The sequence below is a fragment of the Streptomyces sp. NPDC002467 genome (genome assembly GCF_042889825.1).
In the GTDB taxonomy this organism is placed as follows: domain Bacteria; phylum Actinomycetota; class Actinomycetes; order Streptomycetales; family Streptomycetaceae; genus Streptomyces.
In genome coordinates, this window is the sequence record NZ_JBIARJ010000001.1 from 409195 (window position 1) to 424801 (window position 15607).

Annotated in this window: 14 protein-coding genes and 1 tRNA gene; 9 read left to right on the forward strand and 6 right to left on the reverse strand. The window is 71.8% G+C overall.

Features of this window, described 5'->3' with window-relative positions; genetic code table 11:
- Positions 1-16: 16 nt before the first annotated feature.
- The 4 genes from paaC (at position 17) to ACFYYJ_RS01940 (ending at position 3591) form a co-directional block, all read left to right on the forward strand.
- The gene (paaC, locus tag ACFYYJ_RS01925; protein ID WP_389128055.1) at positions 17-721 is read left to right on the forward strand and encodes a 1,2-phenylacetyl-CoA epoxidase subunit PaaC; all 705 of its coding nucleotides are present in this window, start codon (positions 17-19) and stop codon (positions 719-721) included.
- Between the two features lie 23 nt (positions 722-744).
- Positions 745-1245 (forward strand): 1,2-phenylacetyl-CoA epoxidase subunit PaaD, encoded by a 501-nt coding sequence (gene paaD / locus ACFYYJ_RS01930; protein WP_385124732.1) that lies wholly within the window; start codon positions 745-747, stop codon positions 1243-1245.
- Positions 1246-2349 carry a 2Fe-2S iron-sulfur cluster-binding protein gene (locus ACFYYJ_RS01935; protein WP_385362090.1) on the forward strand — a complete coding sequence of 368 codons (1104 nt, stop codon included), beginning with the start codon at positions 1246-1248 and terminating at the stop codon, positions 2347-2349.
- A 99-nt stretch (positions 2350-2448) separates the two neighbouring features.
- A complete protein-coding gene (locus ACFYYJ_RS01940) occupies positions 2449-3591 on the forward strand; it encodes an acyl-CoA dehydrogenase family protein (protein WP_385124729.1) in 1143 nt (380 codons plus the stop codon).
- Positions 3592-3600: 9 nt separating this feature from the next.
- Here ACFYYJ_RS01940 and ACFYYJ_RS01945 read toward each other — a convergent pair whose 3' ends face one another.
- From ACFYYJ_RS01945 to ACFYYJ_RS01970, 6 genes are all read right to left on the reverse strand, one after another.
- Positions 3601-3945 carry a rhodanese-like domain-containing protein gene (locus ACFYYJ_RS01945; RefSeq protein WP_385124727.1) on the reverse strand — a complete coding sequence of 115 codons (345 nt, stop codon included), beginning with the start codon at positions 3943-3945 and terminating at the stop codon, positions 3601-3603.
- Between the two features lie 257 nt (positions 3946-4202).
- A complete protein-coding gene (locus tag ACFYYJ_RS01950; RefSeq protein WP_385362092.1) occupies positions 4203-5027 on the reverse strand; it encodes a hypothetical protein in 825 nt (274 codons plus the stop codon).
- A 101-nt stretch (positions 5028-5128) separates the two neighbouring features.
- Positions 5129-6535 (reverse strand): DUF2252 domain-containing protein, encoded by a 1407-nt coding sequence (locus ACFYYJ_RS01955; protein ID WP_385124725.1) that lies wholly within the window; start codon positions 6533-6535, stop codon positions 5129-5131.
- A gap of 60 nt (positions 6536-6595) precedes the next feature.
- A complete protein-coding gene (locus ACFYYJ_RS01960) occupies positions 6596-7255 on the reverse strand; it encodes a response regulator (protein WP_385362094.1) in 660 nt (219 codons plus the stop codon).
- 8 nt (positions 7256-7263) lie between these two features.
- Positions 7264-8988 carry a sensor histidine kinase gene (locus ACFYYJ_RS01965; RefSeq protein ID WP_385362096.1) on the reverse strand — a complete coding sequence of 575 codons (1725 nt, stop codon included), beginning with the start codon at positions 8986-8988 and terminating at the stop codon, positions 7264-7266.
- Positions 8989-9288: 300 nt separating this feature from the next.
- Positions 9289-9371, reverse strand: a tRNA-Leu gene (locus ACFYYJ_RS01970).
- A gap of 293 nt (positions 9372-9664) precedes the next feature.
- Between ACFYYJ_RS01970 and ACFYYJ_RS01975 the strand changes: the two genes are divergently transcribed.
- The 5 genes from ACFYYJ_RS01975 (at position 9665) to ACFYYJ_RS01995 (ending at position 15542) form a co-directional block, all read left to right on the forward strand.
- Entirely contained in the window at positions 9665-10492 is an 828-nt protein-coding gene (locus tag ACFYYJ_RS01975; RefSeq protein ID WP_385124721.1) for an FhaA domain-containing protein, read from the forward strand.
- A gap of 10 nt (positions 10493-10502) precedes the next feature.
- Positions 10503-11003 (forward strand): FHA domain-containing protein, encoded by a 501-nt coding sequence (locus ACFYYJ_RS01980; RefSeq protein ID WP_384586105.1) that lies wholly within the window; start codon positions 10503-10505, stop codon positions 11001-11003.
- 138 nt (positions 11004-11141) lie between these two features.
- Positions 11142-12623: a PP2C family protein-serine/threonine phosphatase gene (locus ACFYYJ_RS01985; RefSeq protein WP_389127746.1), complete on the forward strand. Its 1482-nt coding sequence runs from the start codon at positions 11142-11144 to the stop codon at positions 12621-12623.
- A 31-nt stretch (positions 12624-12654) separates the two neighbouring features.
- Complete coding sequence (locus ACFYYJ_RS01990; RefSeq protein ID WP_385362101.1) at positions 12655-14079, forward strand: FtsW/RodA/SpoVE family cell cycle protein; 1425 nt, start codon at positions 12655-12657, stop codon at positions 14077-14079.
- Positions 14076-15542 (forward strand): peptidoglycan D,D-transpeptidase FtsI family protein, encoded by a 1467-nt coding sequence (locus ACFYYJ_RS01995; RefSeq protein ID WP_385362102.1) that lies wholly within the window; start codon positions 14076-14078, stop codon positions 15540-15542. The genes ACFYYJ_RS01990 and ACFYYJ_RS01995 overlap by 4 nt, the downstream gene beginning before the upstream one ends.
- The last annotated feature ends 65 nt before the right edge of the window (positions 15543-15607 follow it).

A 15607-nucleotide genomic window follows, 5' to 3' on the forward strand; every position in this document is an offset into this window, starting at 1 on the left:
CGGCACCGACGTCACGATGTCGGCCGCGCTCGCCCTCGGCGACGACGCGCTGATCCTCTCCCACCGCCTCGGCGAATGGGCCGGACACGCCCCCGTCCTGGAGGAGGAGGTCGCGCTCGCCAACATCGCCCTCGACCTGCTGGGCCAGGCCCGCATCCTGCTCTCCATGGCGGGCGACGAGGACGAGTTGGCGTTCCTGCGCGAGGAGCGCTCGTTCCGCAACCTCCAGCTGGTCGAGCAGCCCAACGGCGACTTCGCCCACACCATCGCCCGCCAGCTGTTCTTCTCCTTCCACCAGCACGAGCTGTACGGGGAACTGGCGGGCGGGGACGGTCCGTTCGCGCCGCTCGCGGCCAAGGCCGTCAAGGAGACCGCGTACCACCGGGACCACGCCGAGCAGTGGACCCTGCGCCTCGGCGACGGCACCGAGGAGAGCCACGCCCGCATGCAGGCCGCGCTGGACGCGCTGTGGAAGTTCACCGGTGAGATGTTCCAGCCGGTGGAAGGGCTCGACGGCGTGGACTGGGCCGCTCTGGAGCAGCGCTGGCTCGCCACCGTCGGCGACGTGGTGGAGCGGGCCGGGCTCGCTCTGCCCGTGGGGCCGCGCACCGGGGCCTGGGCGGCCGGCGCCGGACGCCAGGGCCTGCACACCGAGCCGTTCGGCCGGATGCTCGCCGAGATGCAGCATCTGCACCGCAGCCATCCGGGGGCGTCGTGGTGACGGCGGGCACCAGGGGCGGCCCCGTGGCCGGCACCGGGACGAGTCGCCTGGAGGCCGAGCTGGCCGCCCTGGCCGGATCCGTGCCGGACCCCGAGCTGCCCGTGCTCACCCTCGGGGAGCTCGGCGTGGTCCGCGGCGTGCGGATGCACGAGGACGGCCACGCCGAGGTCACCCTCACCCCCACCTACACCGGCTGCCCGGCCATCGAGGCCATGTCCGCTGACATCGAGCGGGCCCTGACCGGTCACGGCATACCCGAGGTGCGGGTGACCACGGTGCTGTCCCCCGCCTGGTCGACCGACGACATCAGCGCCGAGGGCCGCCGCAAGCTCGCCGAGTTCGGCATCGCCCCGCCCCGGCCGCACGCGGCCGGGGGGCCGGTCCCGCTCACCCTGTCCGTCCGCTGCCCGAACTGCGGATCGACCGACACCGAACTGCTCAGCCGGTTCTCCTCCACCGCGTGCAAGGCGCTGCGCCGCTGCGTCGCCTGCCGCGAACCGTTCGACCACTTCAAGGAGCTGTAGATGGCCGCACCCCGCCACGGCGCGTTCCACCCGCTGACGGTGGCGGCAGTCGACCGGCTCACCGACGACTCGGTGGCCCTGACCCTGCGGGTTCCCGGCGAACTGCGCGAGGACTACCGGCACGCCCCCGGCCAGCACCTGACCCTGCGCCGCACCGCCCCCGAGGGCGGCACCGAGGTCCGGCGCACCTACTCGATCTGCTCCCCCGCCCCGGCGCCGGACGGCCCGGGCCCGGAGCTGCTCCGGGTCGGGGTGCGGCTGGTGGAGGGCGGCGAGTTCTCCACGTTCGCGCACAAGGAGATCGCCGCCGGTGACGTGCTGGACGTGATGGTCCCGGCCGGCCGGTTCGTGCTGGAGCCGGCCGCGGCCCCGGCCGCGGGGCACTACGCGGCGATCGTGGGCGGCAGCGGCATCACGCCGGTGCTGTCGATCGCCGCCTCGCTGCTGGCCGCACGGCCCGACGCCCGCTTCTGCCTGTTCCGCAGCGACCGCACCGCGGCGTCGACGATGTTCCTGGAGGAGGTCGCCGACCTCAAGGACCGCTACCCCTCCCGCTTCCAGCTGGTCACGGTCCTCTCCCGCGAGGAGCAGGAGGCCGGGCTGCCGACGGGCCGGCTCGACGAGGAGCGCCTGGCCGCCCTGCTGCCCGCGCTGCTGCCGGTGACCGAGGTGACGGGCTGGTTCCTGTGCGGCCCGTACGGGCTGGTGCAGGGCGCGGAGCGGGCCCTGGCCGCGCTCGGCGTCGCCCGGACCCGGGTGCACGAGGAGATCTTCCACGTCGAGGACACGGCCGGCCCGGTCCGCACCGCGGCCCCGACGGCCGCCTCCCACGTGCGGGTCACCGCCCGGCTCGACGGCCGCTCCGGCACCTGGCCGGTCCAGGACGGCGAATCCCTCCTCGACGCGGTGCTCCGCAACCGCGCGGACGCCCCGTACGCCTGCAAGGGCGGAGTCTGCGGCACCTGCCGGGCGTTCGTGGTGTCGGGCGAGGTCACGATGGAGCGGAACTTCGCGCTGGAGTCCGAGGAGACGGAGGCCGGTTTCGTCCTGGCCTGCCAGTCGCACGCGGTGACCGAGGAAGTGGAGATCGACTTCGACCGCTGAGGCGCCGCACGCCCGCCCCCTGTGCAATTACAGGAACCTGTTCTATCTTGACGCACCGTCAGATCGAACGGATCCGGTGCGCGCACGGGAGGACAGGCAGTGGACTTCACCTTCACCGAGGAGCAGCAGGCGGCCGTCGAAGCGGCCAGGGCCGTGTTCGCGGACGTCGCGGCCGACGGCGTGCCCAGCCCCGCCCTCACCCCCGGGGCCGTCGCCGACGACTTCGACCGGCCGCTGTGGGCCAGGCTCGCCGGATCCGACCTGCTGAGCCTGGTCCTCTCCGAAGAGCACGGCGGCGCCGGCCTGGACGCCATCGCCCTGTGCCTGGTGCTGCGCGAGGCGGCGAAGGTACTGGCCCGAGTGCCACTGCTGGAGCACTGCGCCACCGCCATGGCCGTCCAGACCCACGGCGGCCCCGAACTCACGGCCGCCCTGCTGCCCGGCGCCGGCGACGGCACGCTCGTCCTGACCGTCGCCGCGCACGGCCGCTCCGGCCACGACCCGGCCGAACTCGCCGTCACCGCCCGCCGGGAGGGCGCCGAGTGGATCCTGGACGGCACCCAGACCGCCGTCCCCTGGGCGCAGAGCGCCGACTGGATCGCCGTACCGGCCCACACCGGCGAAGGGGACGCCGTCCTGGCGGTCGTCGCCCGCACCGCCCGCGGCCTCGCGCTCGCCGAGCAGGTCTCCACCAACGGGGAGCGGTTCGCCGAGCTCGCCCTGGACGGCGTACGGGTGGCCGCCACGCACCTCATCGAGGCCCCCGGCGCCTGGGAGGCGTTGCGTCAGCTGCTGGCCACCGGGACCTGCGCCCTCGCGCTCGGACTCGGCGAGGGCGTCCTGGCGATGACCAGCCAGTACACGAGCAAGCGCGAACAGTTCGGCTTCCCCGTGGCCACCTTCCAGGCCGTCGCCGTCCAGGCCGCGGACCGCTACATCGACCTGCGGGCCATGGAGGTCACCCTCTGGCAGGCCGCCTGGCGCCTCGACGCGGCCACGGCCGGCGCGGGCGGGCCGCTGCCGAGCTCCGGTGACGTCGCGGTGGCCAAGATCTGGGCCTCGGAGGGCGTGCGCCGGGTCGTGCAGACCGCCCAGCACCTGCACGGCGGCTTCGGCGCCGACACCGACTACCCGTTGCACCGCTACCACGCGTGGGCCAAGCAGCTGGAACTCCAGCTCGGCCCGGCCGCCGCGCACGAGGAGGCCCTGGGCGACCTGCTGGCCGCCCACCCCCTCGCGTGACGGGAACCGCTACAGCACGAAGGCCGGGTTCCCGTTGTCCGTCACCATCGGGCGCCCGGCACGCTCCCAGGCCTGCATGCCGCCGTCCACGTTCACGGCGTCGATCTCCTGGCGCACCAGGTACTGGGTGACCTGAGCGGAACGCCCGCCCACCCGACACATCACGTGCACCCGGCGGCCGTCCTCGACGGCCTCCGTCAGCTCGCCGAAACGGGCCACGAAGTCACTCATCGGGATGTGCAGCGCACCCTCGACGTGCCCGGCCGCCCATTCGTCGTCCTCACGGACGTCCAGAACGAAGCCTTCAGCGGGCACCGAGCCGGCGTCCACCGAGGGAAGCGGTCCGAAGTTCATACGTCGCCTTCTCTCATCACAGATCCGACTCCCAACCTATCCGACGGCCCGAACATCCAGCCCCGCCGCCAAATCCAGCAGGGGCCGAATCCAGCCCCGCCGGGGGCACCTCCCAGCGGTAGCCGGGGGAGTTCGAACCGTCCTCGGGGCAAATCCAGCCCCGCCGGCGTTTGAGGCGCGGGGTCCGGGGCGGAGCCCCGGAAAGCCGGGCGCAGCCCGGGCCGCCCACGTCGCGGCGGCCCGCCCACCGGCCCCGCTCAGCCCGCGGCGGCAGCCAGCTCCGCGGCGAGCTCCGCCTCCCGCTCGGAGACCTCCGCCAGCAGCTGCTCCGCGATCTCCTCCAGCAGCCGGTCCGGGTCGTCCGGGGCCATCCTCAGCATGGACCCGATCGCACCGTCCTCCAGCTCCTTGGCCACCAACGCCAGCAGCTCCTTGCGCTGCGAGAGCCACTCCAGTCGCGCGTACAGCTCCTCGCTCTCGCTCGGAGCCGGCGGCGCGACCACGGGTCCGGCCGCCCACTCCTCGGCCAGCTCGCGCAGCATCTTCTCCTCGCCCCGCGCATACGCCGCGTTGACCCGGACGATGAACGCGTCGCGTCGCTCCCGCTCGGTCTCGTCCTGGGCGAGGTCCGGGTGGGCCTGGCGGACCAGCTCGCGGTACAGCCGCCGGACCTCCTCCGTCGGCCGCACCCGCTGCGGGGGCCGCACGGGCTGATCGGTGAGCATCGCGCCCGCGTCGTCGGCGATCCCTTCCGAGCCCATCCAGTCGTGGAACAGCTCGTCCACTCCGGGCATCGGCATGACCAGCGAACGCGCGTCCCGCGCCCGCCGCAGATCCTCGGGATCCCCGGTGCGCGCCGCCTTCGCCTCGGCGATCAACGCGTCCAGTTCGTCGAGCCGCGCGTACATCGGGCCGAGCTTCTGGTGGTGGAGGCGGGAGAAGTTCTCCACCTCCACCCGGAAGGTCTCCACCGCGATCTCGAACTCGATCAGCGCCTGCTCGGCGGCCCGCACGGCCCGCTCCAGCCGCGCCTCGGGCCGCTCGTCGGCGGTCTGCTCAGACTGCTCGGTGTGCTCACTCACCCGGCCAGCCTACGGCGATGTTTCACGTGAAACACCACCCCGCCCACGCCCGGCCCGCGGGACCCCACCAGGACCCGCCGGGCCCGGACCGGGGCGACGGGTCAGACGCCCATCTCCGCCGCGATCCGCCCGCTCCGTATCGCCGCCACCAGATCCGCGTGGTCGGCCTCCGAACGGTCCGCGTAGGCCACCGCGAAGGTGGCGATCGCCTCGTCCAGCTCGTCGTTCTTGCCGCAGTACCCGGCCAACAGCCGCGGATCGGCACTGTGCGCGTGCGCCCGGGCCAGCAGGGCCCCCGTCATCCGCCCGTAGTCGTCGATCTGGTCGGCGGCCAGCGCCGCCGGATCCACGCTGCCCTTGCGGTTGCGGAACTGCCGTACCTGGAACGGCCGACCCTCCACCGTGGTCCACCCGAGCATGATGTCGGAGACCACCTGCATCCGCTTCTGCCCGGCCACCACACGGCGGCCCTCGTGCTCCACCGGCGCCATCTCGAAACCGGCCGGCAGGTGCGGCAGCAGCACCGACGGCCGCGCCTCCTTCACCTGGAGCACCAACGGCTCGCCGCGGTGGTCCAGCAGCAGCACCACGTACGAACGCGTGCCCACGCTTCCGGTGCCCACCACACGGAACGCCACGTCGTGGATCGCGTAGCGGGCCAGCAGCGGCAGCCGGTCCCCCTGGAGCGTGCTCAGGTACGGACCCAGCGAGGCCGCCACGGCCGCCGCCTCCCCGTCCCCGACCCGGCGCAGCACGGGCAGCGCGTCCACGAAGCGGCGGCCGCCGTCCGGCCCGATCTCCGTCGACTTGGCCGCGAAGCGGGCCGAGGTGTTGTTGCGGGCCTTCTCGGAGACCCGCTCCAGCGTGCCCAGCAGATCACGGGCATCGGTGTGCGATACGAGCTCCTCGTCCGCGATGGCGTTCCACGAGTCCAGCGCCGGCAGCTTGGCCAGCAGCCGCATGGTCCGGCGGTACGCGCCCACCGCGTCCAGCGCGGCCGCCCGGCAGGTGTCCTCGTCCGCGCCGGCCACGCGCCCGGCCAGCACCAGAGAGCTCGCAAGCCGCTTCACGTCCCACTCCCACGGACCGAACACGGTCTCGTCGAAGTCGTTCAGGTCGATGACGAGTCGTCCGCGCGCATCACCGTAGAGGCCGAAGTTCGCCGCGTGCGCGTCGCCGCACAGCTGCGTGCCTATGCCGGTCACCACGCCGCCGGACAGGTCGTGCGCCATCAGCCCGGCCGCCCCGCGCAGGAAGGCGAAGGGGTTCGCGGCCATCCGGCCGACCCGTATCGGGGTGAGCTCGGCGACCCGCCCCGCGTTGGACTCCTCCACCGCCCGCACGGCGTCCGGCCGCCCGGAGGGAGCCTCGAAGCGGGCGTGCGCCGACCTCGGCACACGGCCGCGCAGCGCCTTGCCCTCCTCCTTGGGCGAGCCCGCCGCCACCTTCGGCCCGAAGCCCGCCACCACCGGTATCCGCTGACCGGCAACCGTCGAAACCGCAGCCATTCGCGCCGCCCCCACCCATCACCCGTGCATTGATCGCTTCTCGAACGGGCTGAACCGTATCTACAGCCCGGCGTCCCTGGCCAGCAGCGCCGCCTGCACCCGGTTCTCGCACCCCAGCTTCGCCAGGATCCGGCTCACGTACGTCTTCACGGTCGCCTCGCTCATGTGCAGCCGCCGGCCCGCGTCCGCGTTCGACAGGCCCTCCCCCAGCAGCGCCAGCACCCCGCGCTCCCGGTCGCTCAGCGCCGCGACCTGCCGCCGGGCCTCCTCGCCGCGCACGGCGGCCTTCCCCGACGCCAACTGGTCCACCACGTGCCGGGTCGCCGCCGGCGAGAGGTACGCGTCCCCGGCCGCGGCCGCCCGCACCGCGCCGATCAGTTCGCCCGGCGCCGAGTCCTTCAGCAGGAAACCCGCGCCGCCCTGGCCCAGGGCGCGCAGCACGTTCTCCTTCTCCCCGAAGGTGGTCAGGATCAGCGCCCGCACCTGCGGCACGGCCCGCCGCAGTTCGCCCAGCGCCGTCAGGCCGTCCATCACGGGCATCTGGATGTCCAGCAGCACCACGTCCGGCGCGTGCGAACGGGCCAGTTCGACCGCCTCCCGGCCGTTCGCCGCCTCCGCCACGACCTCGATGTCCGGTGCCGAGGTGAGGATCATCCTGATCCCGGCCCGGATCAGCGGCTCGTCGTCGGCGATCACCACTCGGATCACTTCGGCTGTCACCCGCGCTCCTACTGCTTGACCTCGTAGACCTGCTTGTCCACGAGCTTGCCGTCCTTGAAGCAGAACCGGAAAACGGTGTCGGTGGTCAAGCTCTCCTGCGGCGCGGTCGACAGCAACGTCAGACAGCTCGAACCCTCCGGCCGCGGCGGCCCCTTGCGGTCCAGCCCCTGCGTCAGCACGTTGTCCCCGTCGGGCAGCCTGCTCCGCACCGCCTGCTCGGGCTCGCCCATCTTCACGGCGTCGAACTCCGCCCGGTCGATCATCGCCTGGTTCGCCGACCCCACCAGGAACACCAGCCCGGCGCCGAGCACGATCACCAGCAGCACCAACGCCGCCACCGCGATCCCACACCCCATGGCGACGCCCCCCGAGCGACCGCGCACCTTCACGGCCAACTCGCGGTCCACCGCGTCCCAGTCCATCGGCGGCACGTTCTTGGGCGCCCGCGCGCCCCACAACCCCCGCGCCTGTGCCTGCTGCCCGAAGTCGTCGGCCACTTCCTCGGCCCCGGCCGGCTCCTCCTCGACACCGGCCGGCCCCGCCCCGTACGGCAGCACCCCGGCCACCCGGAACCCACCGCCCTCGGTCGGGCCCGCGTGCACCATCCCGCCGACCAGCCGCGCCCTCTCCCGCAGCCCCGTCAGCCCCTGCCCGCCGGAGACCACGTCCCCGGCCCCCGGACCGACAGCGGGCCCGTTGGCGATCTCCACCACCAACGAATCGTCCTCGTAGCGCAGTTCCACCGTGATCGGGGCACCGGGAGCGTGTTTGTACGCGTTCGTCAGCGCCTCCTGCACGATCCGGTACGCCGCGTGGTCGCAGGCCGCGACCAGCGGCCTGGACTGCCCCGACCTGGTCAGCCGTACGTCCGTACCCGCGACCCGCGCGGCCTCCACGACGCCCTCGATGCCCGCCACCCCGCGCGCCGCGGGCTGGGCCGCCTCCTCCACGGGCAGCGGCGCCTCCACCCCGTCCCGCAGGATCCCGACGACCTCCCGCAGTTCGTGCATGGCCGCCACCGAGGCCTGCCGCAGCACCCCCACCGCCTCGCGCTGGCGGTCGGTCAGCTTCGGATCCACCTCCAGGGCCCCCGTGTGCACGGAGATCAGCGCCAGTTGGTGGCCCAGGCTGTCGTGCATGTCCTGCGCGATGCGCTGCCGCTCGCGCAGCCTCGCCTGACCGGCGACCATGGCTCGCTCGCGCAGCAGTTGGCCGTTGCGCTCCTGCAGCGCGCGCAGCAGCGTGCGGCGCTGCGACCAGTACCGGCTCGCCAGGCCCGGCATCAACGTGGTCACCACGAACATCAGCGTGGAGAAGACCAGCACCAGCAGCGGCCGCATCTGCGCCCACTGGTCCCACACGCTGAGCCCCACCGCCGCGAGGAAGGCCAGCGTGAACGCGGCCAGCGCCCGGCCCACCCCCACGATCCGGCGCCCCGCCGACCAGCCGAGGAGCACCGTCACCAGGAACGCCCCGGGCAGCACCGCGCCGGCCGCCGAGCCGGCCACGAGGGTGGTCCCCGGCAGCCGCCGGCGCAGCAGGGTCAGCACCGCCACGACCACCACGGACAGCGCCATGCGCAGCCCGGAGCCCTTGTCGAGTTCCTCGACGCCCAGCCCGAGCACGCCCATCACGACGACGAGGGCCAGGTCACCGGCCGCCATCCGCCGCGTCCAGGGTTCGGGCCCCTTGAGCCAGTCCCAGCCCGCCCGCGCCTTCGCCTTCACATCCACGCGCCGACCCTAGACACCCGGGCCTCCGCGCGGCCTCCCCCTTTCGTCGCGTCCCGCTCGACGAAAGTCGGACGGCCCCGCCGTCAGGCCCTGCGGACGGAACCGATCGACGGGCTCGTCCGGAGCGAACCGCCCCCGGCCCACCGGAAGTCCTCGACGCGGGCCGGGGCAAGCGGAATGGGATGCGCGTCACATCCGTACACCCTCCACGGCGGCACACGGGAAAACACGCACCGGGAAGAACACGAACAAAGCGAAACGGCCGCCACCGCTTTCGCGATGACGACCGTTTCGTCGATGTGGGCGAGGGGGGATTTGAACCCCCACGTCCCGAAGGACACTGGCACCTGAAGCCAGCGCGTCTGCCGTTCCGCCACTCGCCCGAGCAGCGTCCCAGTGGTTCTTCCCTTTCGGGCCGTTCCCCTGGCGACATCGGAACATTAGCACGTCGGACGGGGTGGATTCACATCGCTTTCCCCGGGCCCCCGCACCCTGCCGTGGACAGCCCCTCCCGCACTGCGCTCCCGGTGCGGGACACTGTCCTCGGGCCGCCCCTACGATCCCTTGTGAGGACCAACACTCGTCCGCACAGGACCGATGGGGAACCAGCCGAATCCGCCACGCGTGGATACGATCAGTAAGCAGTACAGGGCGACAACGACGGAGGAGGTGCCCCATGGGAGTTCTGAAGCGGTTCGAGCAGCGACTCGAAGGTCTGGTGAACGGCACCTTCGCCAAGGTCTTCAAGTCCGAGGTCCAGCCCGTGGAGATCGCCGGCGCCCTCCAGCGCGAGTGCGACAACAACGCCACGATCTGGAACCGCGAGCGGACCGTCGTCCCCAACGACTTCATCGTCGAACTCAGCGCCGGCGACTACGACCGCCTGAGCCCCTACTCCGGGCAGCTCGGCGACGAGCTCGCGGGCCTCGTCCGCGACTACGCCAAGCAGCAGCGCTACAGCTTCATGGGCCCCATCAAGGTCCACCTGGAGAAGGCCGAGGACCTCGACACCGGTCTGTACCGGGTCCGCAGCCGCACCCTCGCCTCCAGCACCTCCCAGCCGCAGCAGCCCCAGGCCCCGCAGGGCCAGGCCCCTCAGGGCCAGCAGGGCGGCTACGGCTACCCCCCGGTCTCCGCCCCGCCGATGCCCGCAGGACCGCCCCCGGGCGCCCCGCGCCGGCCGGCCGCGGGCGGACCGGCCCCCGTACCCGCCTCGGGAACCCCGCGGCGCCACTGGATCGAGATCAACGGCACCCGCCACCAGATCTCGCGCCCCACGCTCGTACTCGGCCGAAGCACCGAAGCCGACGTGCGGATCGACGACCCCGGCGTATCCCGCCGGCACTGTGAGATCCGGACCGGAACGCCCTCGACGATCCAGGATCTCGGGTCCACCAACGGCATCGTGGTGGACGGGCAGCACACCACCCGCGCTACGCTCCGCGACGGCTCGCGGATCGTCGTGGGCAGCACCACCATCATTTACCGGCAAGCCGAAGGGTGAAGCGGGGGCAATGTCAGAGCTGACCCTGACGGTCATGCGGTTGGGTTTCCTGGCCGTTCTGTGGCTGTTCGTCATCGTGGCCGTACAGGTCATCCGCAGTGACCTGTTCGGAACCCGAGTGACCCAGCGCGGCTCCCGCCGCGGCGGGAACACGAGTGCGCCCGCGCAGTCCGGCGGACGCCAGGCGGCCCCGCCGCAGCAGCGCCAGCGCCGCGGAGCGCCCACCAAGCTCGTCGTCTCCGAGGGCACCCTCACGGGCACCACCGTGGCCCTCGCCGGCCAGACGATCACGCTCGGCCGCGCCCACGACTCCACGATCGTGCTGGACGACGACTACGCGTCCAGCCGCCATGCCAGGATCTATCCCGACCGGGACGGACAGTGGATCGTCGAGGATCTCGGGTCCACCAACGGCACGTATCTCGACCGGACCCGCCTGACCACCCCGACGCCCATTCCGCCGGGCGCCCCGATCCGCATCGGCAAGACCGTCATCGAGCTGCGGAAGTAGTACGAGAATGAGCGAGCGGAGCGAGCACGCTGCGGTGATCCGTCCCACCGAGGACACGGACACGCGCGCGCTCCCGACCGGAGGGTGGGCAGTGTGGCTCGAGACCGGTTGTACCCGGAGCCGACCGGCGAGGTGCGCATGAGTCTGTCCCTGCGGTTCGCCGCCGGATCGCACAAGGGCATGATCCGCGAGGGCAACGAGGACTCCGGCTACGCCGGACCCCGTCTCCTCGCGATCGCCGACGGCATGGGCGGCCAGGCCGCCGGCGAGGTCGCCAGCTCCGAGGTGATCTCCACCCTCGTGCAGCTCGACGACGACGTCCCGGGCTCCGACATCCTCACCTCCCTCGGCACCGCCGTGCAGCGCGCCAACGACCAGCTGCGCCTGATGGTCGAGGAGGATCCCCAGCTCGAAGGCATGGGCACCACCCTGACCGCCCTGCTGTGGACCGGCCAGCGCCTCGGCCTCGTCCACGTCGGCGACTCCCGCGCCTACCTGCTGCGCGACGGCGTCCTCACCCAGATCACCCAGGACCACACCTGGGTGCAGCGCCTCGTCGACGAGGGCCGCATCACCGAAGAGGAAGCCACCACCCACCCGCAGCGCTCACTGCTGATGCGCGCGCTGGGCAGCGGCGACATCGTCGAACCCGACCTCTCCATCCGCGAGGTCCGCGCCGGCGACCGCTACCTCATCTGCTCCGACGGGCTCTCCGGCGTCGTCTCCCACCAGACCCTGGAGGAGACCCTCGCCGACTACCACGGCCCCGGCGCCACCGTGCAGTCCCTGATCCAGCTCGCCCTGCGCGGCGGCGGACCCGACAACATCACCTGCATCGTCGCCGACGTCCTCGACACCGACAGCGGCGACACCCTCGCCGCCCAGGTCAGCGACACCCCCGTCGTCGTCGGCGCGGTCGCCGAGAACCAGCACCAGCTCTTCGACGGCGGCAACGCCATGCAGAGCGCCGCCGGCCGCGCCTCGGGCCTGGGCCGCCAGGTCCCGCCGCCCGCGGGCGCCTTCGGCCCCCCCGGCAGCGGCGAGGCGCCCGGCTACGGATACGCCGACCAGGGCCAGGCGGCCCCCGGCGGCGGCGCGTACGGCACCTTCGGCGAAGCCGACGGCTACAACGGCGACTCCGGCTACGAGGACACGTACGACAAGCCCCGCAGCAGGCGCCGCGGCGGCAAAGGCCGCAAGTGGGCCACCCGCACCCTGACCCTGCTGATCATCGCGGGCGTCGTCGGCGGCGGCGTCTACGCCGGCTGGCGCTGGACCCAGAACCAGTACTACGTCGGCGTCAAGGGCGACCACGTCGCGCTCTTCCGCGGCATCAGCCAGAAGCTGGGCCCGCTGGAACTCTCCAAGGTGGAGACCGACCGCCCCGACATCGAACTGAAGTACCTCCCGCCCTTCAAGCGCAAGCAGGTCGAGTCGAGCATCAGCGAGGAAACCCTCCAGGGCGCCCGCGAGAAGGTCGACGAACTCGGCATCCAGGTCACCGCCTGCCAGAAGGACGAAAAGCGCCGCAACGCCGAGGCGCAGAACCAGACACCCGGCACCGACACCACGCTGACTCCCCAGGAGCAGCAAGTGGTCGGCCTGTGCGGCAAGCAGTAGACACCCGCGGGCACAGGGGGCCTGCCACACCATGAGCGTTGTCACCAACACGACCACCATCGGAGCCATCGAGCTGCCGAGCCGGCGGAACACCGAGCTCCTGCTGCTCGGCTTCGCCGTGGTCATCTCGATGTTCGCCTACGCCAACGTGGGCCTCGCGATCAACGGCAAGTTCCCCCCCGGGATGCTGCTCTACGGCCTCGGCCTCGGCGTCCTGGCCGGGATCGCGCACCTCGTCGTGCGCCGCTACGCCAAGTACGCCGACCCGCTGCTGCTGCCCCTGGCCACCCTCCTCAACGGGCTGGGCCTCGTACTGATCTACCGCCTGGACCAGTCCGAGCGGCTCCAGAACCTCGCCAAGCGCTCCTTCGGCGGCTTCAGCGAGTCCGCGCCCCGTCAGATGATGTACACGGCGGTCGCCATCGCCATGTTCGCCGGCGTCCTGCTGGTCCTCAAGGACCACCGCGTGCTCCAGCGCTTCACCTACATCTCCATGGTGACCGCGCTGGTCCTGCTGATCCTGCCCGTCATCCCGGGCCTGGGCGCCGACGTCTTCGGCGCCAAGATCTGGATCAGCGTCGGCGGCTTCTCCATCCAGCCCGGTGAGTTCGCGAAGATCGTCATCGCCGTCTTCTTCGCCGGCTACCTCATGGTCAAGCGCGACGCCCTGGCCCTGGCCAGCCGCCGCTTCATGGGCCTCTACCTGCCGCGCGGCCGCGACCTCGGCCCCATCCTGATGATCTGGGCGATGAGCCTGCTCGTCCTCGTCTTCGAGAACGACCTCGGCACCTCGCTCCTCTTCTTCGGCATGTTCGTGATCATGCTGTACGTGGCCACCGAGCGCACCAGCTGGATCGTCATCGGCCTGCTCATGAGCGTCGGCGGCGCCGCCGTCGTCGGAGCCACCGCCAGCCACGTGAAAGTCCGCGTCACCGCCTGGCTCGACCCCTTCGCCTGCTACGGCACCTCCGGTGCCTGCGAGCAGGTCGGTCAGTCGATCATGAGCTTCGGCTCCGGCGGAGTCCTCGGCACCGGCTGGGGCCAGGGCAACTCCGACCTCATCGGCTTCGCGGCCAACTCCGACTTCATCTTCTCCACCGTCGGCGAAGAACTCGGCCTGACCGGCGTGATGGCCTTCCTCCTGCTCTACGGGCTCATCATCGAACGCGGCGTCCGCACCGCCCTCGCCGCCCGCGACCCCTTCGGCAAGCTCTTCGCCATCGGGCTCTCCGGCGCCTTCGCCCTCCAGATCTTCGTCGTCGCCGGCGGAGTCATGGGCCTCATCCCCCTCACCGGCATGACCATGCCCTTCCTCGCCAACGGCGGTTCCTCCGTCCTGGCGAACTGGATGCTCATCGCAATCCTCATCCGGATCAGCGACACGGCACGCCGCCCCGCCCCGGCCCCCGCCCCGTCCCCCGACTCCGAGATGACCCAGGTGGTCCGCCCGTCATGAACAAGCCCCTGCGCCGCATCTCGCTGTTCTGCGGGCTGCTCATCCTCGCCCTGCTGATCCGGACCAACTGGCTCCAGTACGTCCAGGCCGAGGAACTCGGCACGCGCAAGGAGAACCGTCGGGTCCAGATCGCCCAGTACGCCACCGAACGCGGCAACATCATCGTCGGCGGCCAGCCCATCACCGGCTCCGCGGTCACCGACGGCAGCGACTACAAGTTCAAGCGGACCTACGTCGACGGCCCCCTGTGGGCACCCGTCACCGGCTACGCCTCCCAGGCGTTCGGCTCCACCCAGCTGGAATCCCTCGAAGACGGCATCCTCACCGGCAACGACGACCGGCTCTTCTTCGACCGCACCATCGGCATGTTCACCGGCGAGAAGAAGGCCGGCGGCAACGTCGTCACCACGCTCAACCCCGCCGCCCAGAAGGCCGCCTACGACAAGCTCGGCAACAAGAAGGGCGCCGTAGCCGCCATCGACCCGCGCACCGGCGCCATCCTCGCCCTCGTCTCCACCCCCTCGTACGACCCCTCCCGCTTCGCCGGCAACTCCAAGGCCGACGGGCAGGCCTGGAACGAGCTGAAGGACAGCGAGGACAAGAACCTCGTCAACCGCGCCCTGCGCGAGACCTACCCGCCGGGCTCCACCTTCAAGGTCGTCACCGCCGCCGCCGCCCTGGAGAACGGCGTCGTCTCGGACATCAACGCGCCGACGGACACCCCCGAGCCGTACATCCTGCCCGGGACCAAGACCCCGATGGTCAACCACGCCGCGGGATGCGAGAAGGCCAGCCTCAACGACGCCCTGAAGGTGTCCTGCAACTCCGTCTTCGCCAACATGGGCGACAAGGTGGGGCGGGACAACATGGTGAAGACGGCCGAGAAGTTCGGCTTCAACAACACCAAGATCGACATTCCGGTCCGCGCCTTCGGCAGCGTCTACGACAAGACCATGGGCAAGGACGGCAACGCCCTGAGCTCCATCGGCCAGTTCAACACCGCGGCCACCCCCCTGCAGATGGCCATGGTCGCCTCCGCCATCGCCAACGACGGCAAGCTGATGAAGCCCTACATGGTCGACCAGCTCACCGCGCCCAACCTCGACGTCATCGAGAAGCACGAGCCGCAGGAGATGAGCCGGCCCGTCTCCGCGGAGAACGCCCAGAAGCTCCAGCAGATGATGGTCAACGTCGTCGAGAACGGCACCGGCACCACCGCCAAGATCAAGGGCTCGGTCGTCGGCGGCAAGACCGGCACCGCCCAGCACGGCGAGGGCAACAAGAAGCGCCCGTACGCCTGGTTCATCTCGTACGCCGAGCTCCCCGACCACAGCTCGCCGGTCGCCGTCGCCGTCGTCATCGAGGACAGCAGCGCGGACCGCGAGGACATCTCCGGCGCCGGCCTCGCCGCCCCGGTGGCGAAGGTCGTCATGGAAGCCGTGCTCAACAGCGGCAAGGGATGACGGGCGGGACCGGGCACCACACAAGAGTCGCAAGGGGCACCACGGGTGTGATTCGGATCACCGTT

Excerpts from the sequence above, each read along its gene's own strand:
- paaC (WP_389128055.1), top strand. The coding sequence starts at position 17 with ATGTCGGCCGCGCTCGCCCTCGGCGACGACGCGCTGATCCTCTCCCAC.
- ACFYYJ_RS01935 (WP_385362090.1), top strand. The coding sequence starts at position 1,246 with ATGGCCGCACCCCGCCACGGCGCGTTCCACCCGCTGACGGTGGCGGCA.
- ACFYYJ_RS01945 (WP_385124727.1), bottom strand. The coding sequence starts at position 3,945 with ATGAACTTCGGACCGCTTCCCTCGGTGGACGCCGGCTCGGTGCCCGCT.
- ACFYYJ_RS01955 (WP_385124725.1), bottom strand. The coding sequence starts at position 6,535 with ATGGCTGCGGTTTCGACGGTTGCCGGTCAGCGGATACCGGTGGTGGCG.
- ACFYYJ_RS01975 (WP_385124721.1), top strand. The coding sequence starts at position 9,665 with ATGGGAGTTCTGAAGCGGTTCGAGCAGCGACTCGAAGGTCTGGTGAAC.
- ACFYYJ_RS01980 (WP_384586105.1), top strand. The coding sequence starts at position 10,503 with ATGTCAGAGCTGACCCTGACGGTCATGCGGTTGGGTTTCCTGGCCGTT.
- ACFYYJ_RS01985 (WP_389127746.1), top strand. The coding sequence starts at position 11,142 with ATGAGTCTGTCCCTGCGGTTCGCCGCCGGATCGCACAAGGGCATGATC.
- ACFYYJ_RS01990 (WP_385362101.1), top strand. The coding sequence starts at position 12,655 with ATGAGCGTTGTCACCAACACGACCACCATCGGAGCCATCGAGCTGCCG.
- ACFYYJ_RS01995 (WP_385362102.1), top strand. The coding sequence starts at position 14,076 with ATGAACAAGCCCCTGCGCCGCATCTCGCTGTTCTGCGGGCTGCTCATC.